General features: G+C 75.5%; 25 protein-coding genes. 8 read left to right on the forward strand and 17 right to left on the reverse strand.

All coding sequences use genetic code 11. From position 1 onward, the window contains the following. Positions 1-59: 59 nt before the first annotated feature. Positions 60-1,541 carry a serine hydrolase domain-containing protein gene (locus tag AFE02nite_RS13770; RefSeq protein WP_146819835.1) on the reverse strand — a complete coding sequence of 494 codons (1,482 nt, stop codon included), beginning with the start codon at positions 1,539-1,541 and terminating at the stop codon, positions 60-62. A 104-nt stretch (positions 1,542-1,645) separates the two neighbouring features. Between AFE02nite_RS13770 and AFE02nite_RS13775 the strand changes: the two genes are divergently transcribed. Beyond that, a complete protein-coding gene (locus AFE02nite_RS13775; RefSeq protein ID WP_146819836.1) occupies positions 1,646-2,704 on the forward strand; it encodes a hypothetical protein in 1,059 nt (352 codons plus the stop codon). A 6-nt stretch (positions 2,705-2,710) separates the two neighbouring features. Then, on the forward strand, positions 2,711-3,511 hold the full coding sequence (locus AFE02nite_RS13780) for an NUDIX hydrolase (RefSeq protein WP_052113932.1): 801 nt from the start codon (positions 2,711-2,713) through the stop codon (positions 3,509-3,511). 60 nt (positions 3,512-3,571) lie between these two features. On the opposite strand, the gene AFE02nite_RS13785 is transcribed toward AFE02nite_RS13780, so the two are convergent. The 4 genes from AFE02nite_RS13785 to AFE02nite_RS13800 all read right to left on the reverse strand — a co-directional run bounded on the left by AFE02nite_RS13785 (position 3,572) and on the right by AFE02nite_RS13800 (position 8,478). After that, positions 3,572-6,121, reverse strand: a complete 2,550-nt coding sequence (locus AFE02nite_RS13785) for an ATP-dependent Clp protease ATP-binding subunit (RefSeq protein WP_034247898.1) — start codon at positions 6,119-6,121, stop codon at positions 3,572-3,574. Between the two features lie 99 nt (positions 6,122-6,220). Continuing rightward, on the reverse strand, positions 6,221-6,751 hold the full coding sequence (locus tag AFE02nite_RS13790) for an L-2-amino-thiazoline-4-carboxylic acid hydrolase (protein WP_034247899.1): 531 nt from the start codon (positions 6,749-6,751) through the stop codon (positions 6,221-6,223). Positions 6,752-6,781: 30 nt separating this feature from the next. Next, positions 6,782-7,792, reverse strand: a complete 1,011-nt coding sequence (locus AFE02nite_RS13795; protein ID WP_146819837.1) for an alpha/beta fold hydrolase — start codon at positions 7,790-7,792, stop codon at positions 6,782-6,784. Continuing rightward, positions 7,789-8,478, reverse strand: a complete 690-nt coding sequence (locus tag AFE02nite_RS13800) for a TetR/AcrR family transcriptional regulator (RefSeq protein ID WP_261765625.1) — start codon at positions 8,476-8,478, stop codon at positions 7,789-7,791. Before AFE02nite_RS13800 ends, AFE02nite_RS13795 begins: the two co-directional genes overlap by 4 nt. Before the next feature lie 77 nt (positions 8,479-8,555). Between AFE02nite_RS13800 and AFE02nite_RS13805 the strand changes: the two genes are divergently transcribed. Then, complete coding sequence (locus AFE02nite_RS13805) at positions 8,556-9,809, forward strand: multidrug effflux MFS transporter (RefSeq protein WP_186814563.1); 1,254 nt, start codon at positions 8,556-8,558, stop codon at positions 9,807-9,809. A 50-nt stretch (positions 9,810-9,859) separates the two neighbouring features. Next, complete coding sequence (locus tag AFE02nite_RS13810) at positions 9,860-11,449, forward strand: HD-GYP domain-containing protein (protein WP_146819839.1); 1,590 nt, start codon at positions 9,860-9,862, stop codon at positions 11,447-11,449. Positions 11,450-11,483: 34 nt separating this feature from the next. Here the strand turns inward: AFE02nite_RS13810 and AFE02nite_RS13815 are convergent, their stop codons facing one another. The 5 genes from AFE02nite_RS13815 to AFE02nite_RS13835 form a co-directional block, all read right to left on the reverse strand. Continuing rightward, positions 11,484-11,753, reverse strand: coding sequence for a helix-turn-helix transcriptional regulator (locus AFE02nite_RS13815; protein WP_034249280.1), 270 nt, complete (start codon positions 11,751-11,753; stop codon positions 11,484-11,486). Next, the gene (locus AFE02nite_RS13820; protein WP_052114100.1) at positions 11,746-12,627 is read right to left on the reverse strand and encodes an ABC transporter permease; all 882 of its coding nucleotides are present in this window, start codon (positions 12,625-12,627) and stop codon (positions 11,746-11,748) included. The genes AFE02nite_RS13815 and AFE02nite_RS13820 overlap by 8 nt, the downstream gene beginning before the upstream one ends. Then, positions 12,624-13,574 (reverse strand): ABC transporter ATP-binding protein, encoded by a 951-nt coding sequence (locus AFE02nite_RS13825; RefSeq protein ID WP_261765626.1) that lies wholly within the window; start codon positions 13,572-13,574, stop codon positions 12,624-12,626. The genes AFE02nite_RS13820 and AFE02nite_RS13825 overlap by 4 nt, the downstream gene beginning before the upstream one ends. Before the next feature lie 101 nt (positions 13,575-13,675). After that, entirely contained in the window at positions 13,676-14,527 is an 852-nt protein-coding gene (locus AFE02nite_RS13830) for a PhzF family phenazine biosynthesis protein (RefSeq protein ID WP_146819840.1), read from the reverse strand. 114 nt (positions 14,528-14,641) lie between these two features. Beyond that, positions 14,642-15,169 (reverse strand): O-acetyl-ADP-ribose deacetylase, encoded by a 528-nt coding sequence (locus tag AFE02nite_RS13835; RefSeq protein WP_034248944.1) that lies wholly within the window; start codon positions 15,167-15,169, stop codon positions 14,642-14,644. Positions 15,170-15,290: 121 nt separating this feature from the next. Between AFE02nite_RS13835 and AFE02nite_RS13840 the strand changes: the two genes are divergently transcribed. After that, complete coding sequence (locus AFE02nite_RS13840; protein ID WP_034248945.1) at positions 15,291-16,145, forward strand: aldo/keto reductase; 855 nt, start codon at positions 15,291-15,293, stop codon at positions 16,143-16,145. A gap of 135 nt (positions 16,146-16,280) precedes the next feature. On the opposite strand, the gene AFE02nite_RS13845 is transcribed toward AFE02nite_RS13840, so the two are convergent. Further along, on the reverse strand, positions 16,281-17,873 hold the full coding sequence (locus AFE02nite_RS13845) for an HNH endonuclease signature motif containing protein (protein ID WP_052114045.1): 1,593 nt from the start codon (positions 17,871-17,873) through the stop codon (positions 16,281-16,283). 210 nt (positions 17,874-18,083) lie between these two features. On the opposite strand from AFE02nite_RS13845, the gene AFE02nite_RS13850 reads away from it, so the two are divergent. Continuing rightward, positions 18,084-18,941, forward strand: a complete 858-nt coding sequence (locus tag AFE02nite_RS13850) for a maleylpyruvate isomerase N-terminal domain-containing protein (protein WP_146819842.1) — start codon at positions 18,084-18,086, stop codon at positions 18,939-18,941. Between the two features lie 21 nt (positions 18,942-18,962). Here the strand turns inward: AFE02nite_RS13850 and dtd are convergent, their stop codons facing one another. From dtd to AFE02nite_RS13880, 6 genes are all read right to left on the reverse strand, one after another. Next, a complete protein-coding gene (gene dtd, locus AFE02nite_RS13855; RefSeq protein WP_034249166.1) occupies positions 18,963-19,388 on the reverse strand; it encodes a D-aminoacyl-tRNA deacylase in 426 nt (141 codons plus the stop codon). 53 nt (positions 19,389-19,441) lie between these two features. After that, on the reverse strand, positions 19,442-20,521 hold the full coding sequence (locus AFE02nite_RS13860; RefSeq protein WP_034249165.1) for an asparaginase: 1,080 nt from the start codon (positions 20,519-20,521) through the stop codon (positions 19,442-19,444). Between the two features lies 1 nt (position 20,522). After that, positions 20,523-20,855 (reverse strand): DUF2516 family protein, encoded by a 333-nt coding sequence (locus tag AFE02nite_RS13865; RefSeq protein WP_034249164.1) that lies wholly within the window; start codon positions 20,853-20,855, stop codon positions 20,523-20,525. 9 nt (positions 20,856-20,864) lie between these two features. Further along, the gene (gene ygfZ / locus AFE02nite_RS13870) at positions 20,865-22,040 is read right to left on the reverse strand and encodes a CAF17-like 4Fe-4S cluster assembly/insertion protein YgfZ (RefSeq protein WP_261765627.1); all 1,176 of its coding nucleotides are present in this window, start codon (positions 22,038-22,040) and stop codon (positions 20,865-20,867) included. Then, on the reverse strand, positions 22,037-22,603 hold the full coding sequence (locus tag AFE02nite_RS13875) for an FABP family protein (protein WP_034249909.1): 567 nt from the start codon (positions 22,601-22,603) through the stop codon (positions 22,037-22,039). Before AFE02nite_RS13875 ends, ygfZ begins: the two co-directional genes overlap by 4 nt. 224 nt (positions 22,604-22,827) lie before the next feature. After that, positions 22,828-23,625: a hypothetical protein gene (locus AFE02nite_RS13880; RefSeq protein ID WP_261765628.1), complete on the reverse strand. Its 798-nt coding sequence runs from the start codon at positions 23,623-23,625 to the stop codon at positions 22,828-22,830. A gap of 113 nt (positions 23,626-23,738) precedes the next feature. On the opposite strand from AFE02nite_RS13880, the gene AFE02nite_RS13885 reads away from it, so the two are divergent. After that, a complete protein-coding gene (locus AFE02nite_RS13885) occupies positions 23,739-24,467 on the forward strand; it encodes a response regulator transcription factor (protein WP_034245670.1) in 729 nt (242 codons plus the stop codon). After that, positions 24,467-25,744, forward strand: a complete 1,278-nt coding sequence (nhaA, locus tag AFE02nite_RS13890; protein WP_034245673.1) for a Na+/H+ antiporter NhaA — start codon at positions 24,467-24,469, stop codon at positions 25,742-25,744. The genes AFE02nite_RS13885 and nhaA overlap by 1 nt, the downstream gene beginning before the upstream one ends.

A 25,744-nucleotide genomic window follows, 5' to 3' on the forward strand; every position in this document is an offset into this window, starting at 1 on the left:
GGTGAACCTCCTGCACACCCTAGACAAGGGCGCGGCCCTGCTCGCTCCCCAGCCGGAGGTCACGCCTCGACGACCCGGCCGCGCACCGCGCCCAGGTCCGTGCGGCCGAAGCTGACGCTGAGCCGCGCGTGCGCGGTGACGGCGTCGTCCGTGACGCGGGCGTCCAGGGTGAGGCACGTCGGGCTCTGGAGGGGGCGCACCTGCACGGTGCAGGCGTCCGGCGCCGTCCAGGCCGCCGCGGCGACGACCGGCAGCGGCCCGTCCTCGACCCGACCGGCGAACGCGCCCTGGCCCCGGCGAGGCCGCACGGCCCGCTCCGCCCACTGGCCCGCGCCGACCGCGAGGGTGCGGCTGCCGCCGTCGGCCAGCTCGAGCGTCACGGTGGTGCCCTCCCCCGTCCCCAGACCCTCCGGTCCGACGACGACGGCGCGCACCTCGGCGTCGCCCGCCACCTCGATGCGGCGCCCCGCGAGCGTGTGGGCGGGGACGGCGTCGCCCGACGGCGGCGCGATCCGCAGCCCGGCGAGGCGGGCGGCGAGCTCGGCCTCGGCGGCGGGCTCGAGGTCCGCCCCCACCTCCTGCTCGCCCGCGAGCGCCGGCACCAGGTGCTCCCACATCCGTTCGAGCACGCCCTGCAGGTGGGGCGTCCCCGAGGTCGCGACGACGACGGCCTGCGCCTCCGGCATGACCACGCAGAACTGCCCGAACGCGCCGTCGCCGCGGTAGATGCCCGGCGGCTGGCAGCGCCAGAACTGGTAGCCGTAGCCCTGCGCCCAGTCGGGCTCGAGGATGTGGGAGTCCGTGTGCCGGGCGGTCGCCTCGGCCACCCAGCCCTCCGGGAGCACCCGGGTGCCCTCCCACACGCCGTCCTGCAGGTAGAGCTGACCGAAGCAGGCCAGGTCCTCGGTGGCCAGCGTGAGGCCGAAGCCGCCGGTGTCGACGCCCTCGGGCGACTGCTCCCACGTGGCGCCCTCGATGCCGAGCGGCGCGAGGAGCCGCGGGCGGAGGTACTCGAGCACGCGCTGGCCGGTGAGCCGCTGCACGAGGAAGGACAGCAGGTACGTCGCCGGGGTGTTGTACAGGAACTCGGTGCCGGGCTCGGCCTCGAGCGGCAGGGCGAGGAACGCCTTGGCCCAGCGCGGGGTGCCGAACACGCGCACGTCCGTCGCCGTGACGTGCCCCGTCGTCATCGTGAGCAGGTGGCGGATCCGCATCCGGGCCAGCCGCGGGTCGGGGCGGGCCGGCGCGAGGTCGCCGAGGTGGTCCAGCACGAGGTCGTCGAGGGAGAGCAGGCCCTCGGCGCGCGCGAAGCCGACGGCCGTCGACGTGAAGCTCTTGCTCAGGGAGAAGAGCTGGTGGCCCAGCTCGCGCCGGTACGGGTGCCACCACCCCTCGGCGATGACGTGCCCGCGGCGCAGGACCATGAGGCTGTGCAGCTCCGGGCCACCCTGCTCGAGGGAGTCCAGGAACCTCAGCAGGGCCCGCGCGGGCACCCCCTGCTCGGAGGGAAGGGCGCGAGGCAGTCGTCGTCGACCGGGCATGGACACACTGTGGCACCCGTCGCCGTCATGGTCGGCCGCGTTTGGTCCTAGCCGTCGTCGCCGAACCCCTCCCCACGGCGGCGTCGGGCTCCTATCGTGCGGGGATGGGCGGGCGAGGGACGCGGGCGGGGGCACGACGCGCGGGGGCACTGACGGTGGTGGTCCTCGCCTGGGCGTGCGCGGCCTGCGGGTCCGACGAGCCGGGCGGCGGCGCGTCGCCGACTCCGCCCGGCGACGCGACGACGGGCGCGGTCGACGCGTTCTTCGACCAGATGGACGCGCTGCGCGACATGGGCGACGCCATCGACCAGCACACCGCCGTGCAGGAGGACGTGGCGGCCTGCATGAACGCGCTCGGCTTCGAGTACACGCCCCTGGACCCGGGCCCGGCGCTCGAGGACGTCCGCACGGCGACTGATCTCGGCCTCGAGCCGGGCACCCGGGAGTACGCGGAGCAGTTCGGGTTCGGGATCACCACCGACGACATGGGCTACTACGCGATGTCTGCCGCCCAGCTCGACGACCCCAACACCCGGTACGTGGAGCAGCTGTCCCCCGAGGCGCGCGCCGAGTACGACCGCGCCCTGTGGGGCTCCCCCGAGGAGGTCGACGCGGCGGACCCGCAGTCCGGCGAGGGGCAGGGCTGCTTCGCGCAGGCGCAGGCGAGCGCCGGCGCGATGCTCGAGGCGAGCGGCGAGTTCGACCCGGACGTCTTCTTCCAGGAGCAGATGGCCATGCGCGAGGCGATCCAGTCCGACGACCGCGTCGTCGGACTGCACCCGGCGTGGGCCTCGTGCATGGCCGACGCCGGGTTCCCGGGCCTGGTCACGCCCGGCGACAACCTGTTCACCGGCGACGCGATGCTCGCGATCCGCACGGAGTTCGACGCGCGCCTGGTCGCGCTGCAGGGCGCCATCACCGACGTCGACGACCCGTCGATCAAGCTCGGCCTCGCGGCGCTGCAGGCCAAGCAGGAGCTCGCGGAGCGCGAGATCGCGATGGCCGTCGCCGACGTCGACTGCCGCGACTCCTCGGGGTACGCCGACGCCCTGCTCGAGGTCGAGATCGAGTACCAGGCGCAGTTCTACGCGGACCACAAGGCGGAGTTCGACGCCTACGCCGACGCCGTCGCCGAGCGCGCGGCCGCCGATGCGGACGACTGACGTCCGGTGACCGACGCGACGCTGCGGCACGAGCCCGATCCGGCGGTGGGCGGGTGGATCGGCGCGCGACTGGCGCCGTACGGCGCGGACACCGGGACGCGGGTGGGTCACCTCGTGCCCCGCGGACTCGCCGCCTACGCGCGCGTCCTGCACCGCGCGTCGGACGGCGCCGGCGGCCTCCGGCGCTGGGCCGACGTCGCCGCCGCGCACGGGACGGTCGTGCACCCGCTCGCGCAGTTCTGGCGCCTGGTCAGGTGGACGGGCGAGCCGTGGGCCGTGCAGGGACAGGGCGACTGGGGCTCGATGGACGGCCAGCTCGACGCCGAGCAGCTCCCGGCCCTGCTCGACGTCCTCGCCGCGCACACGGACGGGGGCGCCGACGCGGAGGTGATCGCGGCGCTGTGGGAGGGCTACGGCTGGATCCAGGGCGGCGGGGCGGTCTCGGTGCTCAGCGCGGGGCCGGTGACCCCGACGGTGGAGCCCCCGCCCCCGGCGTTCGGCCGCGAGGTGATGGCCGCGCCGCGCCTCGAGCTGCCCGGGCGCGCGTACCTGCTCTTCCGCGGCCCGATGCGCGGCGTGCAGCCGTTCTTCGCCGCGGGCCAGTCCGGCTTCTGGGGCCAGACGCCGAACCTGCTCTGGCCGGCCGACCGCACGTGGTGCGTCGCCACGGAGATCGACCTGGACTCGACGGTGGTCGGCGGCCCACGGGCGCTCGTCGACGCGGTTCTCGCCGACCCCGTCCTCGAGGCGTTCGAGGTGCACGAGGACGACTCGCTCCACATCGACGGCGACACGGTCAACCGCTGACGGCGAACGGCCCCGGACCGTGTGGTCCGGGGCCGTGTCGTCGGTGGGCGAGCCCGCCCGTCAGGAGGCGGAGGCGGTCGTGCCGTCGTCGGTCGTCGTGAGCGGCGGCATCGAGGAGACGGCCACGGGCTCCGGGTCGCTCGACCCGGCCCCGGTGCCCTCGCCCGACGCGGAGAAGACGAACTCCCCGAGCAGGCCCTCGCCCTGGGCGTCGACCAGGACGGTCTGGCCGGGGCGCAGCTCGCCGAAGAGGATCTTCTCGGACAGGGCGTCCTCGATCTCCCGCTGGATCGCGCGACGCAGCGGCCGGGCGCCGAGCACCGGGTCGTAGCCCTTCTCGGCGAGCAGCTGCTTGGCGGCGGGCGTCAGCTCGATCGCCATGTCCTTGGCCTCGAGCCGCAGCCGCAGCCGCGCGATCATCAGGTCGACGATCTGGATGATCTCGTCCTGCGACAGCTGCGGGAACACGACGATGTCGTCGACGCGGTTGAGGAACTCGGGCCGGAACTGCTGCTTGAGCTCGTCGCCGACCTTGGCCTTCATCCGCTCGTACGACGTCGACAGGTCGCCGCCGGCCTGGAAGCCGGTCTGCAGGCCCTTGGCGATGTCCCGCGTGCCGAGGTTGGTGGTCATGATGATCACGGTGTTCTTGAAGTCGACCACCCGGCCCTGGGCGTCGGTCAGGCGACCGTCCTCCAGGATCTGCAGCAGCGAGTTGAAGATGTCGGCGTGCGCCTTCTCGACCTCGTCGAAGAGGACGACGGAGAACGGCCGGCGGCGCACCTTCTCGGTGAGCTGACCGCCCTCGTCGTACCCGACGTAGCCGGGGGGCGAGCCGAACAGCCGCGAGACCGTGTGCTTCTCGGAGAACTCGCTCATGTCCAGCTGGATGAGCGCGTCCTCGTCGCCGAACAGGAACTCGGCGAGCGCCCTGGCCAGCTCGGTCTTCCCGACGCCCGTCGGGCCCGCGAAGATGAACGACCCACCGGGGCGCTTGGGGTCCTTGAGGCCGGCGCGCGTGCGGCGGATCGCCTGCGACAGGGCCTTGACGGCCTCGCTCTGCCCGATGACGCGCTTGTGCAGCTCCTCCTCCATGTGGAGCAGGCGGCTGGACTCCTCCTCGGTGAGCTTGAACACCGGGATGCCGGTGGACATGGCCAGCACCTCGGCGATGAGCTCCTCGTCGACCTCCGCGACCGTGTCGAGGTCGCCGGACTTCCAGGCCTTCTCCTTGTCGATCCGCTGCGCGGTGAGCTGCTTCTCGGTGTCGCGCAGGCGGGCGGCCTTCTCGAAGTCCTGCTCGTCGATCGCCGACTCCTTGTCGCGGCGCGCCTGGGCGATGGCCTCGTCCAGCTCGCGCAGCTCCGGGGGTGCCGTCATCCGGCGGATGCGCAGGCGCGCGCCCGCCTCGTCGATGAGGTCGATCGCCTTGTCCGGCAGGAACCGGTCGTTGACGTACCGGTCGGCCAGCGTCGCCGCGGCCACCAGGGCGCCGTCGGTGATCGAGACGCGGTGGTGCGCCTCGTACCGGTCGCGCAGGCCCTTGAGGATGTTGATCGCGTGCTGCAGCGTCGGCTCGGCCACCTGGATGGGCTGGAACCGGCGCTCGAGCGCGGCGTCCTTCTCGACGTACTTGCGGTACTCCTCGAGGGTCGTCGCGCCGATCGTCTGCAGCTCGCCGCGCGCGAGCATCGGCTTGAGGATGCTCGCCGCGTCGATCGCGCCCTCTGCGGCGCCGGCACCGACCAGGGTGTGGATCTCGTCGATGAACAGGATGATGTCGCCGCGCGTGCGGATCTCCTTGAGCACCTTCTTCAGGCGCTCCTCGAAGTCGCCGCGGTAGCGGGAGCCGGCCACGAGCGCGCCCAGGTCCAGCGTGTAGAGCTGCTTGTCCTTGAGCGTCTCGGGCACGTCGCCGCGCACGATGTCCTGGGCCAGGCCCTCGACGACGGCGGTCTTGCCGACGCCGGGCTCGCCGATGAGGACGGGGTTGTTCTTGGTGCGGCGGGACAGCACCTGCATGACCCGCTCGATCTCCTTCTCGCGCCCGATGACCGGGTCGAGCTTGCCCTCGCGCGCGGCCTGCGTGAGGTTGCGGCCGAACTGGTCGAGGACGGCAGAGCCGGACGGCTGGCCCTCGGCGGGGCCGCCGGCGGCGACCGGCTCCTTGCCCTGGTAGCCGGAGAGCAGCTGGATGACCTGCTGGCGCACGCGGTTGAGGTCGGCGCCGAGCTTGCCCAGCACCTGGGCGGCGACGCCCTCACCCTCGCGGATGAGGCCGAGCAGGATGTGCTCGGTGCCGATGTAGTTGTGGCCGAGCTGCAGCGCCTCGCGCAGCGACAGCTCGAGCACCTTCTTGGCGCGCGGGGTGAACGGGATGTGCCCGGACGGGGCCTGCTGGCCCTCGCCGATGATCTCCTGCACCTGCTGGCGCACCGCGTCGAGGGAGATGCCGAGGGACTCCAGCGCCTTGGCCGCGACGCCCTCACCCTCGTGGATGAGGCCGAGCAGGATGTGCTCGGTCCCGATGTAGTTGTGGTTGAGCATCCTCGCCTCTTCCTGGGCGAGGACCACCACACGGCGGGCTCGGTCGGTGAATCGCTCGAACATCTGCGCTCCTATGGGGACGGCGTCTTGCCAGGCTAACGGCGCCCGAGGCCCCCGACTGCCCGTGTTCGCGCTGGGCGTGACCCGATCACAGCGTCCGGATCAGCGGCCGACGGCGGCACCCGCGTCGGCAGCGCCGTCGTCGGCGTACGCGTACCGGTGGTCGCAGTGGGTGCCGCCCTGCATGAGCGTGGTCGTGCGCGAGAAGGCGATGCGGCGGGCGCCCGGCCCGGCGGCCTCGTTGAAGCCGGCGACCATGTGCGGGTCGGTCGCGCAGAACAGCGCGTAGCCGACCCCACCGGGGCCGGCCGCCCCGGCCGCGGCGGCGACGGCGTGCCACGGGCAGTAGGTGCAGTGCATCTGGACCGTCCCGGTGGCCGGGTCGTCGGCGCGCTCGAACTCCAGGCCGTCCGGCAGGCACATCTGGTTCCACAGGACGTCGACGAGGGCGTCGATGCTCGCGTCGCCGCGCTCCTGCGCCCGGGCCTTCCACTCCGCGGTGACGGTCTCCCGGTTCCGGCGCTCGACGTCGTCCAGCACCACCTGGCCGCGCGCCGCCACCTCGGCCTGCACCGACGCGATCCAGTGGTACGTCTCCTCCGCGCGCTCGGCGCTGATGCCCTTGATCTCCACGGTCGCTCCGTCGACCCGCGCCGGCCGGCCTCAGCGGGCGACGTGCGCGACGGCGGCCTCGACCACGCGGGCGTCGGCGAGGATCCGGTAGTGGCCGAGCCCCTCGGTGGTCAGCAGCGTCGCGTTGGGCCACGCCTGCGCGACGGCGGCCCCCACGGCGTGCGCGGTCTCGCGGTCACCGCGGTCGTGCACGACGAGCGCGTCCGGCATCGCGCCGTCGGCGCCGGCCGGGATGACGTCGAAGTCGTCGATCGGGCGACCGGTGATGTCCTCGAGCGCGCCGCGCAGGTGGGCCTTGGCGCGGTCGCCCAGCCAGAGCACCGAGGCGAACCGGTCGAGCAGCTCGGCGAACGCCGGGTTCGGCGCGAGCAGGACCAGCCGGTCCGCCGGGACGCCGTCGCGCAGGACCGCCATCGCGACCGTCGTGCCGAGCGAGTGCGCGACGACGCCCGCGGGCTCCCCGAACGCGCGGACCGCCTCCTCGAGGGCCTCGATCATCTCCGTGACGGTGCCGCGGTGCGGGCCCATGAAGCCGGCGTCGGCGTCCCCGTGGCCCGGTGCGTCGACCGCGACGACGCGGTGCCCGGCCGCGAGGAACGGGTCCACGAACGCGCCGAGCTGGCCCCGCCAGCCGCCCCAGCCGTGGACGAGATACACGACGGGTGCGCCATCGGCCTGACCCGCGCCCCAGACCTCCGCGACCACCTCGCCGCCCCCACGGGGCGCGGGCAGGCGGACGACGTCGCCGGGCCGCGGCCGCGCGTCGAGCCGGTGGTGCCGGGCACCGGGCGGCAGGGTGCACCAGACGTCGAGCGCCCGGCGGTCCGCAGCCCGCGGCGCGACGACGCGCAGGACGAGGAACGTCGCCCGCAGCCAGACCAGGCCGGCGAAGGACACCGCGCGGCGGCGCAGCCGCCGGAGCCGACGCCGCGACGCGGGCGCGTGGCCCGGCCGGCCACCCCGGCGGACGGCGGACGTGGGCTCTGCGCCGGTGCTCGTGCTGGTGCTCGTGCTGGTGCTCGTGCTGGGCGTCGCGGTCACGGCTGCTCCTGACGGGTCGGGCGGGCGGCGTCGAGCAGCGCGGCGACGGCGGCGCGCGCCCGGTCGGCGGCTCGAGGGTCCTCGAGCATCCGGTGCTGGTGGTAGAAGCCGAGCATCACGGCGTGCAGGTCGACGGCGAACTGCACCGGGTCGGCGTCGGGCCGGAACTGGCCCTCCGCGATGCCGCCGGCGAAGATCCGCGCGATGGCGGCGCCGAGCTCGAGGTGCAGGTCGCGCAGGCGGTCGCGCACCGGGCCGGGCTGCTCGTCGAGCTCGGCGCTGGCCTTGACGAACAGGCAGCCGCCGGGGCGGCGCAGCAGCCCGCACTCGAGCCAGCGCTCGAGCAGGTGCAGGACGCGCGGCTCACCGCGAGGCGCGTGCAGCGCCGGGACGACCACCTCGGTGGCGAACTCGCGCGCGGCGGCCTCGACGACGGCGAGCTGGAGCGCCTCCTTCGAGCCGAAGTGCGCGAACATCCCGCTCTTCGACATGCCGACGTCGGTGGCGAGCGCGCCGATGGTCAGGCCCCCCAGCCCGGTCCGACAGGCCAGCGCGACGCCCGCGGCGAGGATCGCCTCGCGCGTGCGGCCGCCCTTGGTCCCGGCGTCGGCGGGGGCGTCCTGGCCGGGTTCGAGGCCGAGGAGCAGGCGGACGCCGTCGGCGGAGGTCGCGGGCGGGGTGGTCACCGGACGAGAATAGCACGATCGTTCGTGCTGCGAATCTCGCCTCCGAGCTTCGAATCGATTCGAATAGGATGTCGCCCGTGGCGACCCCCTCCCCGCCCGCGCGCGACCGCACGTCGACCGCGCTGCTCGCGACGATCCTCGGCGCGATGGCGTTCCTGCCGGCCGCCACCACTGACATGTACCTGCCGTCGCTGCCCGACGTCGCGCGCGACCTGCAGACCAGCGAGGCCGCCGTGGCGCTCACGATCAGCTGGGTGCTCGCCGGGGCCGCCGTCGCGCAGCTCGTCATCGGGCCGCTGTCCGACCGGGTCGGGCGGCGCCGGCCCGCGGTCGTCGGGCTGGGCGTGTACGTCGTCGTCGCGCTGGCCTGCGCGGTCGCCGCCACGGTCACCCAGCTCATCGCGCTGCGCGTGGTCCAGGGCGCGGTGGGCGCGGCCGGCACCGTCGTCGCGACCGCCGTCATCGGTGACCGCTGGCGCGGCGCCGAGGCCGCCCGCATGCTCTCGCGGCTGTGGCTCGCGATCGCCGTCGGGCCGGTGCTCGCGCCGCTCGCGGGCACCGTCGTCGCCGGCCACTGGGGCTGGCGCGGGGTGTTCGTCGCGCTCGCGGTGACGGCCGCGCTCATCGTCGCCGCCGTGCTGCGCTGGCTACCCGAGACGCGACCGCCCGCGCAGCGCAGCACCGAGCGCCTCGCCGACACGTTCCGCGGCTACCGGGAGGCGCTCCGCGACGGCCAGTTCGTCGCGTTCGCGCTGCTCCCGGGCCTGGCCCTGGCCGTGATCATGAGCTACGTCACCGGCTCCACCTTCGTGTTCCAGCGCGAGTACGGGCTCGATCCGACCGGGTTCGCGATCGCCTTCGGCACCGGCGCCACGTCCATGCTCGCCGGGTCCCAGGCCAACGCCGTCCTCGTCCGCCGGTACGGGCCCGACCGGCTCCTCGCGGTCGCCCTCCCCGCCGTGGTCGCCACGACCCTCGCGGTCCTCGTCGTGGCCTCGGGCCGGTTCGGCGGCGTCGTCGGCGTGCTCGTGCCGCTCTGGCTCACGGTCGGGCTGCTGAGCAGCGTCCTCGCCAACGCGTCGGCGCTCGCGCTCGCGCGCCTCCCCGGGCGGTCCGGCACCGCCTCGGCGGTCCTCGGCTTCTCGCAGGGCGCCCTCGGCGGCCTGGTCTCGCCGCTCGTCGGCGCCCTCGGGGGCACCGGGACGGCGATGGCGTGCGTGATGGTCGGGCTCGCCCTGGTCTCCGTGGTCGTCCTGTGGGCGGGGACGCCGGTGCGCCCGTGGGCCCCGCGCGACGCGGCCGGGGCGGGTTCCGTTCACTCGTTCGAGTAGTTCGCCCGGTCCGCAGCTGAACCTTGGGCGCCAGCGGCCGATGGACAGGTATGGCGTCCGGCCCGACCCAGAACTACGACGACCCGACGCTGGTCTCGTGGCGGCCGCGACCGGCGCTGGCCCGGGCTCTGCGCGCCACGCTGGCGGTCCTGCCCGTGGGCGTGGCCGCCGCCGCGGGCCTGCTGGCCGTCCGCTTCCTGCCGCCCGAGCGCGTGGGCCTCGACCCCTGGCTGTGGCTGGCGCTCGAGGTGAGCGTCTGCTCCGCGCTGCTGTACGCCGTCGGGCGCCTGAGCCGGCGCCTGCTGCCGCTCGCGACGCTGCTGCGACTGACGCTCGTCCTGCCCGACCGCGTGCCCAGCCGCGCCGCGGCGGTCCGACGGTCGTCGTCCGTGGAGGGGCTGCACGCGCGGCTCCTGCTGGCGTCCGACGACCCGGAGCCGGACGCGGCGCTCCTCCTCGAGCTCGTGTCCGCGCTCGCGCGTCACGACCACGCGACGTTCCGGCACTCCGAGCGCGTGCAGTCCTACGCGGCGCTCATCGGCCGCGAGCTGGGCCTGCCCGCCCCCGACGTCGCCCGGCTGGGCTGGGCGGCCCTCCTGCACGACGTCGGCAAGCTGAGCGTGCCCGTCGGCGTGCTGAACAAGCCCGCGCGGCCGGACGCCGACGAGTGGGCGGCGCTCGCCGGGCACGCCGCGGCCGGGGGTGAGCTGGTGGCTCCCCTCGCGCGGTGGCTGGGCCCGTGGGCGGCCGCGATCGACGAGCACCACGAGCGCTGGGACGGCGCCGGCTACCCGAGGGGACTCGCGGGCGAGCAGATCAGCCTGGCGGCCCGGATCGTCGCGGTCGCCGACGCGTACGACGTCATCACCTCCACGCGCGCCTACAAGTCGGCCCTCCCCGCGGACGCCGCCCGCGCGGAGCTGGCGCGGTGCGCGGGCGCGCAGTTCGAGCCGGCGATCGTCCGGGCCTTCCTCGCCGTCGGCCTGGGCGAGCTGCGCCGGGTCGCCGGGCCGCTCGCCCTCGTGGGCACCCTGCCGGTGGTCCCGTCGCTGCTGCGGACTCCCGCCCGGGCGCTCGGCCGCGCCACTGAGGCGTCGTCCACGGTGGCCGTCGCCGCGCCGGGCGTCGCCGCCGCCATGGCGATGGGCGTCGGCCTCGCGGTCGCGACGCCGGCGCTCACCCTGCCCCCGGCCGCCGACGCGGAGAGCGTGGTGACCGAGGTCGGCGCAGGCGACGGTCGGACCGGCCCCCGCGCGGAGCCGGGCGAGGGGGCGCTCGCCGGGGAGGCGGTCGAGATCGGGGAGGCGGCGGACGCAGCAGACCCGGCCGAGGGTGCCGACAGCGCAGAGGGCGCCGAGCCCGGCGACGGCACCGAGCCGGGTGACGGGGAGGCGGCGGACGGCACGGGAGGGTCCGGCGGCGATGCGGCCGGCCCGGGGGCGGCGGACGGCGACACCGGCGCCGCGACGGCCGCGGACGCCGGGTCCGCGGACTCCGCGACGCCGACCCCGCGGACGGCCCCCAGCCTGCCGCCGACGGCGTCCGACCAGGCGAACGAGTCAGCGACCACCACCGGGAGCCAGCCCTCGGACGCCGGCGCCACGAGCGACCCGACGAAGGACCGCCCGAGCGCCGAGTAGGCCCCTGTCGCGACCTGCGTACCCGCGGTCGCGCTCAGGCGCGTTCCCGCGCGTCGGGCACGACGCCGATGCGCGGGAAGGGCCGCAGCGCGAACAGGACCTCCACCGGGACCTCGAAGTACTCGGCCATCCGCAGGGCGAGGTACAGGCTCGGGCTGTACTCGCCGCGCTCGAGGTAGCCGATGGTCTGGTAGTGGACCTCGAGGGCGTCGGCGAGCTGGCGGCGCGTGATGCCCCGCTCCGCGCGCAGCACGGCGATGCGGTTGTGGACCTGCTCGGCGGGCGTCCCGCTGCGCTCAACCAACCCGCTGCATCCGTTCCGCCATGCGGGCCTCGACGGCCGAGCCCGACTCCCGGCGCGCCATCCTACGGAGGACACGCGGCACGAGGACCAGGCCGACGACCGCCCAGGCCGCGAGGACCAGCAGCGCCGGGCCGAGCCGCCACTGCCCGCCCAGCTCGATCTGCTTCGCGGCGTCGGGCAGGAAGATCCAGCGCATGAGGTGGCCGAGCCAGTAGGTGGGGAAGCCCTGGACCAGGCCTTGCACCCAGCCGGCGTGGTTGGTCACCGGCCCGAAGACGCCCGAGAAGAGCGTGAGCCCGAGCACCGGCAGCATGCCCCACGTGGAGACGTGCGTCGGCTTGCGCGCCAGCGAGCCGATGATCATGCCGATCGGCATGGTGGCGAGGAAGCCGAGCACGAGCAGGCCCAGCACGACGAGCCAGCCCAGCGGACCGCGCGGCATGAGGTCGTCGATGATGAACGCGCTCGGCACCAGCAGGATCGCGAGCATCGGCAGCGCGCCGGACACCTGGTACACGACCTGGGCCGTGACGTAGCCGTCCATACCGTACGGCGCGGACTTGGCGCGCAGCAGGGTCCCGTCCTCGCGTTCCAGCACGAGCGAGAACGCCGGCCCGGCGATCCCGCCGAACACGAGCACCGCCGCGATGATGCCCGGCAGCGCGACGGCGGGCAGGCCGAGGTCGGTGCCCTCCATGACGACGTTCCGGTTGAGGATCAGGTAGACGGCCATCCCGCCCCCCCAGAGGAGGTAGAACACCAGGTCCTCGGGGTTGCGCAGGCTCAGGAGGCAGAGCCGCCAGCCTCGGCGCAGGCCCACGCGGACGGCGTGCAGGCGCAGGTCGGAGGGGCTGGGCTGGGTCGGGGCGCTCATCGCCGCACTCCCTCGGTCGACGTCCGGCTGAGGTCGTCCTCGCGGCCGCCCGGCTCGGGCCGGGACTCCTCGCCGAACTCGTGCTTGCGGACCAGGCTGATGTAGGTGTCCTCGAGGGTGGTGCGGCGGACCTCGAGGTCGGCGACGTCGTCGCCGTACTGCGCGAACAGCTGGCGGACGAACGCCGTGGCGTCGTCGGCGGCGTGCACGTAGCGCTCGCCACCGCGTGACCACGTGACCTGCGCCTTGCCCTGCACCTGGCGGGCGAGCGCGTCGGCGCTGCCGTCCGCGACGATGCGGCCGCCCGCCAGGACGAGGATCCGGTCGGCGAGCTTCTCCGCCTCGTCGAGGTCGTGCGTGGTGAGGACGACGGTCGTGTCCTCGCGGTCGACCAGCGCGTGCACGATGTCGTGGAAGTCGCGCCGCGCCTCGGGGTCGAAGCCCGCCGTCGGCTCGTCGAGGAAGAGCAGCTCGGGCCGGCCGACGATGCCGATCGCGACGTCGAGCCGCCGGCGCTGGCCGCCGGAGAGCTTGGACACCCGCTGGCCGGCCGCGTCGGCGAGCCCGACGGCCTCGAGCAGCTCGTCGACGTCGCGCGGCCGGGGCCGGCCGGGCGTCCCGTAGGGCTCGTAGTACTCGCCGAGGTGGCGCAGCAGGTCGCGCACCTTCCACAGCCCGTGGTCGCGCCAGGACTGCAGCACGATGCCGATGCCGGCGCGCCACGGCTCCGGGGCCAGGAGCGGGTCATGGCCGAGCACGGTGACGTCGCCGCCGGAGCGCTCGCGGAACCCCTCGAGGATCTCGATGGTCGTGGTCTTCCCGGCGCCGTTCGGGCCGAGCAGCGTGATCACCTCACCGCGGTGGACCTCGAAGTCGACCCCGTCGAGCACGTCCTTGGTGCCGTACCGCATCCGCAGGTCGCGGACCTTGATCACCGCGTCGTCCACCGCTCCCCCGCCCTCCACGTGCCGTCGTCGTTCACCGACAAGATGTAGTACATCTACTACATCCGGTCATGTCAAGACGACGGGATGGGGTTCCCGCGGCGTCAGAGGGTCACGGTGCCCGCCACGCACGTCACGGCGTCGCCGCCGATCCACGTCGCGTCGCCCGCGCGCTCCACGTGCACGCGACCCGCCCGGCGCAGCACGGTGCCCTGGGACACCACGTACCGCTCGGGCAGGACACCCGCCGGGATCAGCCACAGCGCCAGCCCTGCGTTGAGGCTCCCGGTCACCGGGTCCTCTGCGATCCCGATGCCGGGCACGAACGCCCGCACCTCGGCGTGCGCCCCCAGCTCCGCCCGGCGCGCGTCGTCGTAGAGCCCGACGACGCCGACCTTGAGCCCGTCCATCACGGCGAGGTCCGGCCGCAGGGCGAGCACCGTGTCGGCGTCGCGCAGCAGCAGGCCCAGCCACTCGGGCCCGTTGTCCACCCAGGCCGCGTCGAGGACGGCGTCGTCGGGGACGCCCAGCGCGGCCACCGCCTGGGCGCGCGTCGCCGCGTCGACCGGGCCCGAGCGGCGCAGGGGCGGCGCGGCGAAGGCGAGGCGACCGGCGTCGTCGGCGCGCAGGCGGACCAGGCCGACGCCGCACTCCTGGACCGGGCCCGCGCCGTCGCGCGGCGCGCCGCCCGCCTCCAGCCACGCGTGCGCGCTGCCGATCGTGGGGTGGCCGGCGAACGGCAGCTCGCCGCCGGGCGTGAAGATGCGCAGGCGGTAGTCCGCGGCCGGGTCGGTGGCCGGCAGCACGAAGGTCGTCTCCGAGAGGTTGGTCCAGCGCGCGAAGGCGGCCATCTCGTCGTCGGCCAGGTGTTCGCCGTCGAGCACGACGGCGACCGGGTTGCCGCGGTACGGCTCCGCGGTGAAGACGTCGACCTGGGCGAACGGACGCTGGCGCATGGGGCTCCTCCGGGATTGGTCGTCGCCGCGGCGACGGCCGCGGCACGTGCCTGCCATCGTCGCCCGGCGACCGGGTCGCGGCGGAGGCCTTTTCGATCAGGGAGGCCTTGTCGATCAGGCCGACGCGAGCGCCGTCCGGAACGCGTCCAGCGCGGCGTCGCCGAACAGGACGAACCTGACCAGGGTGACCGGGGCGTCGTCGTGCGCGGCGGACCAGGCGCGCACCGCCGCCACCGCGATCCGGGCGACCTCGCCGACGTCCCACCCGTAGACGCCCGCGCTGACAGCCGGGAACGCGACCGACGCCGCGCCCAGGCCCGCGGCCACGTCCAGCGAGCGCGTGAAGCACGAGGCGAGCAGGTCGGGGTCGGTCTGACCGGCGCGGCGGTCCGGGCCCACCGTGTGCACCACCCATCGGGCCGGCAGCTCGCCCGCGCCCGTCGCGACGGCGTCGCCGGCCGGCAGCCCGTGCGGCAGCGACGTGCGGCGCAGCTCGCGGCACTCGGCGAGGAGGGTGGGCCCGGCCGCCGCATGGATGGCGCCGTCCACCCCGCCCCCGCCGAGCAGCGCCGAGTTCGCCGCGTTCACGACGACGTCGACCTGCTGCGTGGTGATGTCCCCGCCGACCGCCTCGATGCGCATGAGGCGATCCTCCCCCCGTGTCGCAGCGCGGGCACGGCCTCGATTGCGGCGGGCCGCGCCCCGGGTGTCGAATCGATGTGCGCCGGACCGGCGCCCACCCGACTCCGCACGAAGGAGCACCATGCAGCAGCGTCGCATCGGCGACCGTTCCGTCAGCGCGATCGGTCTCGGCGGCATGCCGATGTCGATCGAGGGCCGACCGGACGAGGCCCGCTCGATCCGCACCATCCACGCCGCGCTCGACGCCGGCGTTACCCTCATCGACACCGCCGACTCGTACCACCTCGACCCGACCGACGTCGGGCACAACGAGATCCTCATCGCCAAGGCGCTGCGCCTGGCCGGCAAGGGGCCCGACGACGTCCTCGTCGCCACCAAGGGCGGGCACCGCCGGCCCGGCGACGGCTCCTGGTACACCCAGGGCGGCGCCGGGTACCTCAAGAAGGCGTGCGAGGCGTCGCTCCAGCGGCTCGACGTCGAGGCGATCGGCCTGTACCAGTTCCACCGGCCCGACCCGGCCACCCCGTACGAGGAGTCGGTCGGCGCGATCCGCGACCTGCTCGACGAGGGCAAGATCCTCATGGCGGGCATCTCCAACGCGAACCCGGCGCAGATCCGGCTCGCGCAGGAGATCCTCGGCGGCCGCCTCGTGTCCGTGCAGAACCAGTTCTCGCCCGCGTTCCGCAGCAGCGAGCCCGAGCTCGAGCTGTGCGACGAGCTCGGCATCGCGTTCCTGCCGTGGAGCCCGCTGGGCGGGATCACGCGCGCCGGCGAGCTCGGGTCCGCGCACGCGGCGTTCGGCGAGATCGCGGCCGAGCGCGGCGTGAGCCCGCAGCAGGTGGCGCTCGCGTGGGAGCTCGCGAAGTCGCCCGTCGTCATCCCGATCCCCGGTGCGAGCCGCCCCGAGAGCATCCTCGACTCGCTCGAGGCGGTCACGCTCGAGCTCACCGACGAGGAGCTCGCCCGCCTCGGCTGACCGCGGCAGGCGCCCGGACCGGGGCCGCGGACGACGCCGGTCCGGGCGTCGTCGCGACCCCGGCCCGGGCGTCGTCGCGGCCCCAGCCCCGGCGTCGTCGTGACCCCGGTCTGGGCGCCTCGCGATCATCCTCGGTCAGAAGGGCGGATCACCCGCGGAGGCGGGCTCGGACCCGTCACGTCGGTGCGGACGCACCACGAGGAAAGCGGAGTTCCGTCGACGCCCGTCGGCCGTCTGGAGCTCGACCGGCCTGCCCGGCACGGGAAGCACCGGCACGACGCCCTCGCCTGGCGAGCGCCCACGCTCCGAGCCGGCTCGGCGGTCACGATCGCCGCCGCCGCCGACACCACGTACCCCGCCGCCCGGGCCGTTCACCCGACGCCCCGCACTGACCGGCTCATCGGCCTGACCAGACACCGAGAGCTCCACCGGGACCCCGCCGTCGAGCGCGGTGCGGCGTTCGACGTAGCGGTGGCCGGTCGGCGTCGTCCACTCGAAGACCCCCGGCGCGACCTGGCGCAGCACGAAGCCAGCGTGGGTCTTGAGCAGGTGCTCGCGCTTGCACAGGCACCCGAGGTTGTCGTGCGCCGTCGGGCCGTCCTCGGCCGAACCGGGCGCCTGGACCGGGCCGAACGGCACGGTGTGGTCCACCTCGCAACGCACGGCCGGTGTCGAACAGCCTGGCCGCACGCAGGTGCCGTCCCGCGTGCGCACGTGCGCCTCGAGGCCTGCGGGCGGCCGGTAGCGCGTCCGGCCGACATCGAGAACCGTCCCGGAGAGCGGGTCCGTGACCAGCCGCCGCCAGGTGCCATCCCGCGCCAACGCCTCCGCGGTCGCGGGCGGCACCGGGCCGTAGCCCTCGAGCTCGGCCGCGCCGTCGGCGACGCCCAGCAACGCATCCAGCGGCACGACGACGCGGACCTCGGCACGAAGCGGCGGCGCCTGCAGGATGCGCAGGAGAGGGTCGTCGACGTTCCCGGGCGCGCCACCGGGACCGTCCGGCAGCGCGCCCTGGGCGCCCTGGGCAGCACCGCGCCCGAGCAGCGCGCCGCAGAGGGCATCTGCGCGCAGCTGGTCGATCGTGCGGGAGTCCCCGGCGCGGCGAGCCGCACGGGCGACGGCCCCGAGCTCCTCGTGGAGCGCCACCGCAGCAGGAGCGGGGAGCACCGCCCAGATGCCCGCCATGCCGTTCGGCAGCACGCGCGGCCGGCAGACCCGACGCTCCTCCACGGCGCGGGCCGCGCGCTCGGCGGCCTCGTCAGGGTCGACGCGGATCAGCGCCCGCTGTACGTCCCCGGCCAGCTGCGCCGGCGTCCGCCGGGGGGCCGTCGGTAGGACCTCCTCCTGGACGGCGATCGCGAGCTCGCCCGGCACGGGCACCAACGCCGTGAGCAGCACGCGGGCCTTCGACTCGTCGAGGTCGCCGCGCTCGAGCGCGTCACCGGTGGGCCACAGCGCACCCTCGTAGGCGGCACCGGCACGAACGAGGTCGCGCGCCGACCGGCGCGAGCAGGCCAGCCGCATCGCGAGCTCCTCCGCGGCGACGCACGGCTCCGAGACACTCCCCGCGACGTCCGGCCAGAGCGGGTTCATCGACGCGCGCCGGGAGAGCGCCTCCGCCGCGCGTGCCGCGCGCGCCGCCGCCCAGGACTGCAGGCGCCGCCACGCCGCCACGAGCTCGACGAGCGCGGCGTCGTCCAGCTCCTCGGCCACCGCCTGGTCGAGCATCGCCGCGAGCCCAGGCGAGGGCGGCGCAACGGCCAGCGCCTCCGCCTGCGGCGAACCCGACAATTGGAACATGTGTGTCAATCTACCTGCTGGGTCCGACACGCACGCGCACGGCCGCGCGCGGACGACACCGCACCGCCCCGGCCACGCAGCCATACCCCCGGGACGAACGTCGCCGCCGGGGCGCGCAGCGGGTGCGACGCTGCCACCATGATCGACTCGTCCGGCACCTCCCCCGCCACCCCGGCCCCCGCCGCCCCGGCAGCCACCACCCCCAGCCGCCCCGCCTTCCCGTTCGGGGCGCACCTCGCCGCCGTGCGCACCGCCGCGGACGCGCTGCTCGCCGACGCCGCCGCCGCAGGCCTGGACGCCTCCGTGCCCACCTGCCCGGGCTGGCGCGTGGCGAACGTCGTCGCCCACCAGGGGATGGTGCACCGCTGGACCACCGCCAACCTGCGCCTGGACCCCACGCCGGTGCCGACCGAGGCGGAGATCCTCGCGACCGTCCCGCACGCCGACCTCCTGGCGTGGTTCGCCGCGGGCATCACGGAGATGGCGGCCGCGTTCGCCGCCGCCGACCCCGACGTCGCCGCGCTCGTCTTCCTCGACGACGCCCCGCCGCCGCGTGACTTCTGGGCCCGCCGGCAGGCCCACGAGACCGGCATGCACGCGGTCGACGTCCTCGCCGCGCGCCTCGGCCGTCGCCCGACGGCCGTCGAGGCCGCCATCCCGCGCGACCTCGCGCTCGACGGTCTCGACGAGCTGCTCACGGGTTTCGTGACGCGCGGCCGCAACGGCCTCTGCGACGCGGAGGCGACGAGCATCGCCGTCGTGCCCGACGACGCCCTGCCCGCCGCCCCCCTGGCCTGGTTCCTGGAGGTCCTCCCGGAGGGTATCCGGACCATGCGCACGACGCCGGAGCGCACCCCCGCGGCCGACGCCGTCTTCCGTGGCACCGCGGCCCAGCTCCACCTGGGCCTGTGGAACCGCGGCGACGAGGTGCGCGTGGACGGCCGCGCAGACCTGCTGGCCCGCTGGGCCGAGCGCGTCCAGATCACCTGGGGCTGAGGGGCCCGACCCTTCCCGGCGTCAGGCCTCGAGCAGGATCGTGAACGGCCCGTCGTTGAGCAGCTCCACCTGCATGTACGCGCCGAACACGCCCGTCGCGACCTCGATCCCGCGCGCCCGGAGCGCCGCCACGACGGCGTCCACGAGCGGCTCGGCCACCGGCCCCGGCGCCGCGCCGTTCCACGACGGCCGACGCCCCTTGCGCGTGTCCGCGTAGAGCGTGAACTGGCTCACCACCAGCACGGGCGCGCCGACGTCGAGCACCGACTTCTCGTCGTGCAGGATCCGCAGGTCCGCGATCTTGCGCGCGATGAGCTCGACCTGCTCGGGACCGTCGTCGTGTGTCGCGCCGACCAGCGCGAGCAGGCCCGGACGGTCGATCGCGCCGACCACCTCGCCGTCCACCGTGACCGACGCGCGGCTCACCCGCTGCAGGACCGCCCTCACACCCGTCCCCTCACACCCGTCTCCCCGTACCCGTGCCGTTCACGCGCGCCCGGTCACGCCCAGCGCGCCCCCACGACGGCCCGCCCGACGTCGTCGCCCCCGACGCCCACGATCTCCCCCACGGGCTCGCCGTGCCCCAGCACCGGCACGTGCCCGATGGCGCGCACCTCCGCCACGGCCCACTGGTCGGGCGCGGCGGCCCAGTCCTGCTGCCAGCGGTGCTCGAGGACGTCGCGCAGCACCACGGGCCGCGCCCGGGCCGACCCGTCGGCGATCTTGAACGCCACCCCGGTCCCGTCGGCGAAGCCGGCCGCGTACACGCCCTCCGCGCCGTCCTTGGCCACGAGCCCCGGCACCGCGGCCATGAACCGCGACACGTCCCGCCCCGGCCCACCGACCAGGAACGGGTACGTGCGCATGACCCGCCCGACCCGCTGGAACGCCCCGTGCTGGGCCCAGAGCTCCTCGCCCCACCAGGGCACCCCGGGCCGCCCCTCGCCCGACGCCGCCGCCGCGATCCGCCCGAAAGCCCGCGCCAGCCCGTGCACCGTCGTCGAGAACAGCGGGGCGCCGCAGCCGTCGACGGTGACGTCGCGCACTGGCACGCCGGTGAGCAGCTCGATCGTCTCCCGCACGCGCACCTGCAGCGGGTGCTCGGGCGAGCGGTACGACGCCGGGTCCCAGTCGGACGAGCCCGCCCCCGCGCACGTCGCGAGCATCGCCGCGTGCTTGCCGGAGCAGTTCTGCGTGACCGACGCCGGCCCTCGCCCGCCCTGCCGCCACGCGTGCGCCGCCGCGGCGTCGAGCGGCAGGTCCGGCGTGTTCTGCAGGTCGTCCTCGGTCAGCCCCGCCCCGGCGAGCACGCGGCGCACGACGGCGAGGTGCTCCGGCGTCCCCGAGTGGCTGGCGCACGCGAGCGCGAGCCCCTCGTCGTCGATCTCCAGGCCCGCGCCGAGCATCGCCGCCGCCTGCAGCGGCTTGAGCGAGGACCGCGCGAAGATCGTCGCGTCCGGGTCGCCGACGGCGCGGGACACCGTCCCGTCCGGGCGCACCACCACGAGGTGCCCCACGTGCACGGACTCCACCACCCCGCCGCGTACGACGACGGCGAGCGGCCCCGCCTGCGGGCTCACCTCACCAGCCTCCGCGCGTGCCGCGGGACCGCCCGGAGCCCCCGGAGTACGGCTTGATCGCCGGCCGGACGTCGGCGAGGTACACGCCCGCCGCGACTGCGCTGCCCAGCGCGAGGAACGACAGCATGCCGAAGCCCACCGGCCACGGGATCGCGACGAACGCGACCGCCGTCGCGGCGCCCAGCAGGATCGTCCAGAACTGCTTGGTGCGCTTGCCGCCGCTGACGAACGCGGCCGCCGGCCGGCGCAGCGCGTCGACGAGCGCGTACACCGTCACCGCGAACACGACGGCGTACAGCGCGAAGTACACGAGGAGCTGGAGGTCGCGGATCACGGGGTGAGCCTACGAGCCCGGGTGCGTGGTGGGCGCACCGACCGCGGGGCGCCCGCCGAGCCCGCGCGCCACCGGCCCGCGCGCCTGCGGCCGGTCGACCGACATGCCCTCGGCGGGCACGATCACCTCCTGCGCGGCCGCGACGTCGCCGCCGTCGCACACCACGGCCAGCCGGGCGTCCTCCGGCAGGCTCCGCTTGAGCAGCGCCAGGGCGATCGGGCCCTGCTCGTGGTGCCGCGCGACCGAGGTGACGTGCCCGACCGGCCGGCCGGCGTCGTCGTGCACCGCGGCCCCCGGCACCGGGATCAGGTGACCGGAGCCGTCCAGGTGCAGCATCGTCAGGCGGCGCGGCGGGCGGCCCAGGTTGTGCACCCGGGCGATCGTCTCCTGGCCGCGGTAGCAGCCCTTGTGCAGGTGCACGGCGGTGCGCAGCCAGTCGAGCTCGTGCGGGATGGCCCGGTGGTCCACCTCGGCGGCCGCCCGGGGCCGCCACGCCGCGACGCGCAGCGCCTCGCTCGCCCACGTCCCGGCCAGCCGCCACCCCGCCGACTCGCGGGAGGCCACCGCGGCCGCGAGCTCGCCGCGCGGCACGAGCACCAGGCGCCAGGCGCGGTCCGCGCCGGGATGGGCGTCGCCGGCCGGCCCGTAGCGGGTGCCGCCGTCGGTCAGCCGCGGCCACGGGTCGCGCCAGGTCACCGGCTCGCCGTCGGCACCCTCCGCGTCGACGGGCTCGCCGAGGACCGCCCACGCGGGCGTCGCGTCGGCGACCTCCACCCGGAGCATGAAGCGCATCGAGTCCAGCCACGCCGCCAGGGGCGCGGCCGCCGCGGCCTCGGTGATCAGCCAGGTGCGCTCGCCGTCGTCGACCACCGCGAGGGCGTGCTCCACGTGCCCGTGCGGGCTGAGCACGAGCGTCTCGGTGGAGACCCGCGGCGGGAGCAGCGCGAGGTGCTGGGAGGTGATGTTGTGCAGCCAGCCGAGCCGGTCCGGGCCGGTCACGGTGACCACGCCGAGGTGCGAGAGGTCCACCACGGCCGCGCCGCGCTCGAGCGCGCGCTGCTCGCCCGTCGGGTCCCCGTAGTGCCACGCGACGCCGGCGTCGGGCCCCGTGGTGGCCGCGACCGCTCCCTGACGCCCGAGCAACGGGCTCCGGTACGCGGGACCGGTCACCGCGGGCCCGGTCACCGTGGGCTCCGGACCAGCCGGGCCGACGCGTAGGACTGCAGCGGCTCGCCGAACGCAGCGATGTCCCAGGCCCACAGCAGGGCGCCGTCCACGAGCCCGTACAGGCGGGTCGCGGCGTTCACCTCGGCCGCGTCCGGGGTGCGGGCGATCAGGTCGCTCGCCAGGTCGATCCGGCCGTTGCCCACGATGCCCGCGTAGAGCGTGAGGTGGCCGGCGGGGTCGATCAGCAGCAGCTCGACGGGCTCCTTGCCGTCGGGGGTGTCCGCGGGACGCAGGGGCGGGATCCGCCAGTAGCCGGACTCCGTGGACCACACCTGGCCGCGCGGCTCGTCGTCCTGCGCGCCCTCGGCACCCTCGGCGCCCTCGGCGCCCTCGGCGGCGAGCCAGAGGGTCGCGGACCAGCGCAGGTAGGGGCCGCCGTCGTGGTCGACGACGACCTCCTGGTGCACCCGGGCCTCGGGGATCGTCGGGTAGCTGACGACGCCGTCGCCCTCCCAGCGTCCGACGAGCCAGGCGAGCGGGTAGACCTCAGGGGCCAGACCTGCCGGGATCGCGAACGCCACGGTCAGCGCTGGCCCTTGTAGAGCTTGTAGAAGCTGTACGCGGCGAACCAGCCGATGGTGAGCGTGGCCAGCACGAGCAGGCCGATGAAGAACACCTCGAGCGCGAGCATGCGCCGATCCTACGGTGCGGGCCGGGAGAGACCACCCCGCCACCCGCATCGGCGCCGGCCGCAGGCGACCAGCCGGCCTCACGTGACCAGCGGGCCTCACGCGACCAGCACGCCTCAGGTGACCAGCACGCGCCCGACGACGTAGACCAGGATCCCGCTCAGCGCGACGGGCAGCACCACCACGGTGAACGCGGCGAGCCGCCGCCGCAGGGCCGGCAGCCGGTCGAAGAGCGCGTGCAGCGCCGCGACCAGGACGCCCATCGCCAGGCCCAGCACCGGACCGACCGCGCGCGGGAAGTCCGCCATGAGGATCCCGACGGCCGCACCGGTCGCCACGCCCGCGCCCGTCGTGACGACGCCCCCGAGCCACGCACCGAGCGGGGCCGCCGACGTCGCCGCCGCGACCGCGAGCGCCGCCGCACCGCTGACCACGAGGGCCGTGCCGCCGACCGAGCGCTCCGCGGCCAGCCAGCCCGCCGCCGACGCGGCGACGAGCACGCCCGTCACGGTGCCGGAGACCGAGTCGACGAGGCGCGCGCGGCCGTCCTGCCGGGCCAGCTCGTTGACGAAGGCGAGGAGCACCGCGAGCGCGACGACGATGGGCAGCTCGCGCAGCCAGGGCGCCCCACGCGTCCCTGCGACGGCGAACACGGCGCCCACGCCCCCGATGGCGATGACGACGCCCGAGCCGAGCACGTTCGGCAGCCCGAGCAGCAGCGGCCAGCCGACGGCGATCGCGAGCGCGAGCAGCGACGCGGCGACGACGATCGGCAGCTCGCCGGTGCCGTCGAGCTCGGGGAGCCCGACGACGTAGGAGGTCACGGCCATGACGGCCGCCAGCACCGCGGTGAGGACCGCGCGGGTCGAGACCTCCATCAGGCGGCCGGGCGCTCGAGGGTGCGGATCACGCACGCAGTGTCCCAGATCCCCCGCGTCCGCGGTGTCCACGACGGGAGCCACGGGCCTTCCGGGGCGACGTCGGGGGGTACGGTTGGGCCACAGCCGACCCGCAGGAGGCCCGACCGGTGGCAGACCTGTTGCTGCTGACACCCAGCGCCGGGGGCTCCGCTCAGGTGCTCCCCGCCCTCGGCCTGCTCAGCCACCGGGTCCGCGTCCTCCCCGTCGAACCGTCCGCGCTGCTCGACGCGCCCGACGCCGACGTCCTGCTGCTCGACGCGCGGCGCGACCTCGCGACGGCCCGCTCCACCTGCCGGCTGCTCCGGGCCACGGGCCTGAGCGTGCCGCTCGTCCTCATCCTCACCGAGGGCGGGCTCACCGTGGTCACGGCCGAGTGGGGCGCGTCCGACATCCTGCTCGAGGACGCGTCGCCCGCCGAGGTCGAGGCGCGGCTGCGGCTCGTGATCGAGCGCGGGGGCGCCGCGGAGCCGGACGACGAGCTCGCGGAGATCTCGTCCGGGGACCTGACGGTCGACGCCGGCGGGTACGTGGCCCGCGTGCGCGGCCGCCCGCTCGACCTCACCTACAAGGAGTTCGAGCTGCTGAAGTACCTGGCCCAGCACCCGGGCCGGGTCTTCACGCGCGCCCAGCTGCTCCAGGAGGTCTGGGGCTACGACTACTACGGCGGCACGCGCACCGTGGACGTCCACGTGCGCCGCCTGCGCGCGAAGCTCGGCCCCGAGCACGAGCAGCTCATCGGCACGGTCCGCAACGTCGGGTACCGGTTCGAGCCGCCGCGCGAGCGGCGCGCCACCGCCGACGACGAGGCACCGGCCACGTCCGCCACGGCCGAGTGATGGCGGCGCGGCGTCGCGCCACCGGCCGGGCGACCGCCACGAGCGCCCTCTTCGGCCGCCTCACCGCCGGTGGCGAGCGCAACCTGCTGGACACCCTGCGCGCCGAGAAGGCGGGCGGGACGCTGCTGCTCCTGGGCGCCGTCGTCGCGCTCGTGTGGGCCAGCTCGCCCTGGCGGGACGGGTACGAGGCGATGCGCGGCACGGTCGTCGGGCCGGCCGCGCTGCACCTGGACCTCACGCTCGAGCACTGGGCCACGGACGGCCTGCTGACGATCTTCTTCTTCGTCGTCGGGCTGGAGCTCAAGCGCGAGGTGGTGGCGGGCGAGCTGCGCCGGCCGGCCACCGCGCTCGTGCCGATCGTCGCGGCCGTCGGCGGCATGGCCGCCCCCGCGCTCATCTACGTCGCCGTCAACGCGACGGCGGCCGACGGCGACCTGGCCGGCTGGGCCATCCCGACGGCCACCGACATCGCCTTCGCGGTCGCCGTGCTCGCCGTCGTCGGCCGGAACCTGCCGAACTCCCTGCGGGCCTTCCTCCTCACGCTGGCCGTGGTGGACGACCTCCTGGCGATCGTCGTCATCGCCGTCGTGTACTCCGACGACATCGCGCTCGGCTGGCTCGCGGCGTCGCTGGCCGCCTGCGCGGTGTTCGGGCTGCTGGTCCGCCGCCGGGTGACGACGGCGTGGGTGCTCCTGCCCGTCGGGCTCGCCGCGTGGGGCTTCATGCACGCGTCGGGCGTGCACGCGACGATCGCGGGCGTCGTCCTGGGCTTCACCGTCCCCGCGCTCGCGCCCGACGACGAGCCGTCGCTCGCCGAGCGCTTCGAGCACCGCTGGCGGCCGCTGTCGGCCGGGGTCGCCGTGCCCGTGTTCGCGCTCTTCGCCGCCGGGGTGGCGCTCGACCCGGCGACGCTCCGCGAGGCCCTCGGCGACCCCGTGGCGCAGGGCGTGGCCCTGGGCCTGGTCCTCGGCAAGCCGATCGGCATCGTGACGGCCACCTGGCTGACCGCCAAGGCCACCCGGCTGCGGTTCTCCCCGGGCGTGACCTGGGCCGACATCGCGGGCCTCGGCCTGGTCGGCGGCATCGGGTTCACCGTGTCCCTGCTCATCGGCGCGCTCGCGTTCGGCGAGGGCAGCGAGCGCGACGACCACATCCGCGCCGCCATCCTCGTCGCGTCGCTGACGGCGGCCGTGCTCGGCGCCACCGTGCTCGCCTGGCGCGACCGGCACCACGCCTCGCTGGCCGACGGGCTTCGGGACGGCCCCGCCGACCGGTAG

This window comes from Actinotalea fermentans (assembly GCF_007991475.1).
GTDB classification, from domain to species: domain Bacteria; phylum Actinomycetota; class Actinomycetes; order Actinomycetales; family Cellulomonadaceae; genus Actinotalea; species Actinotalea fermentans.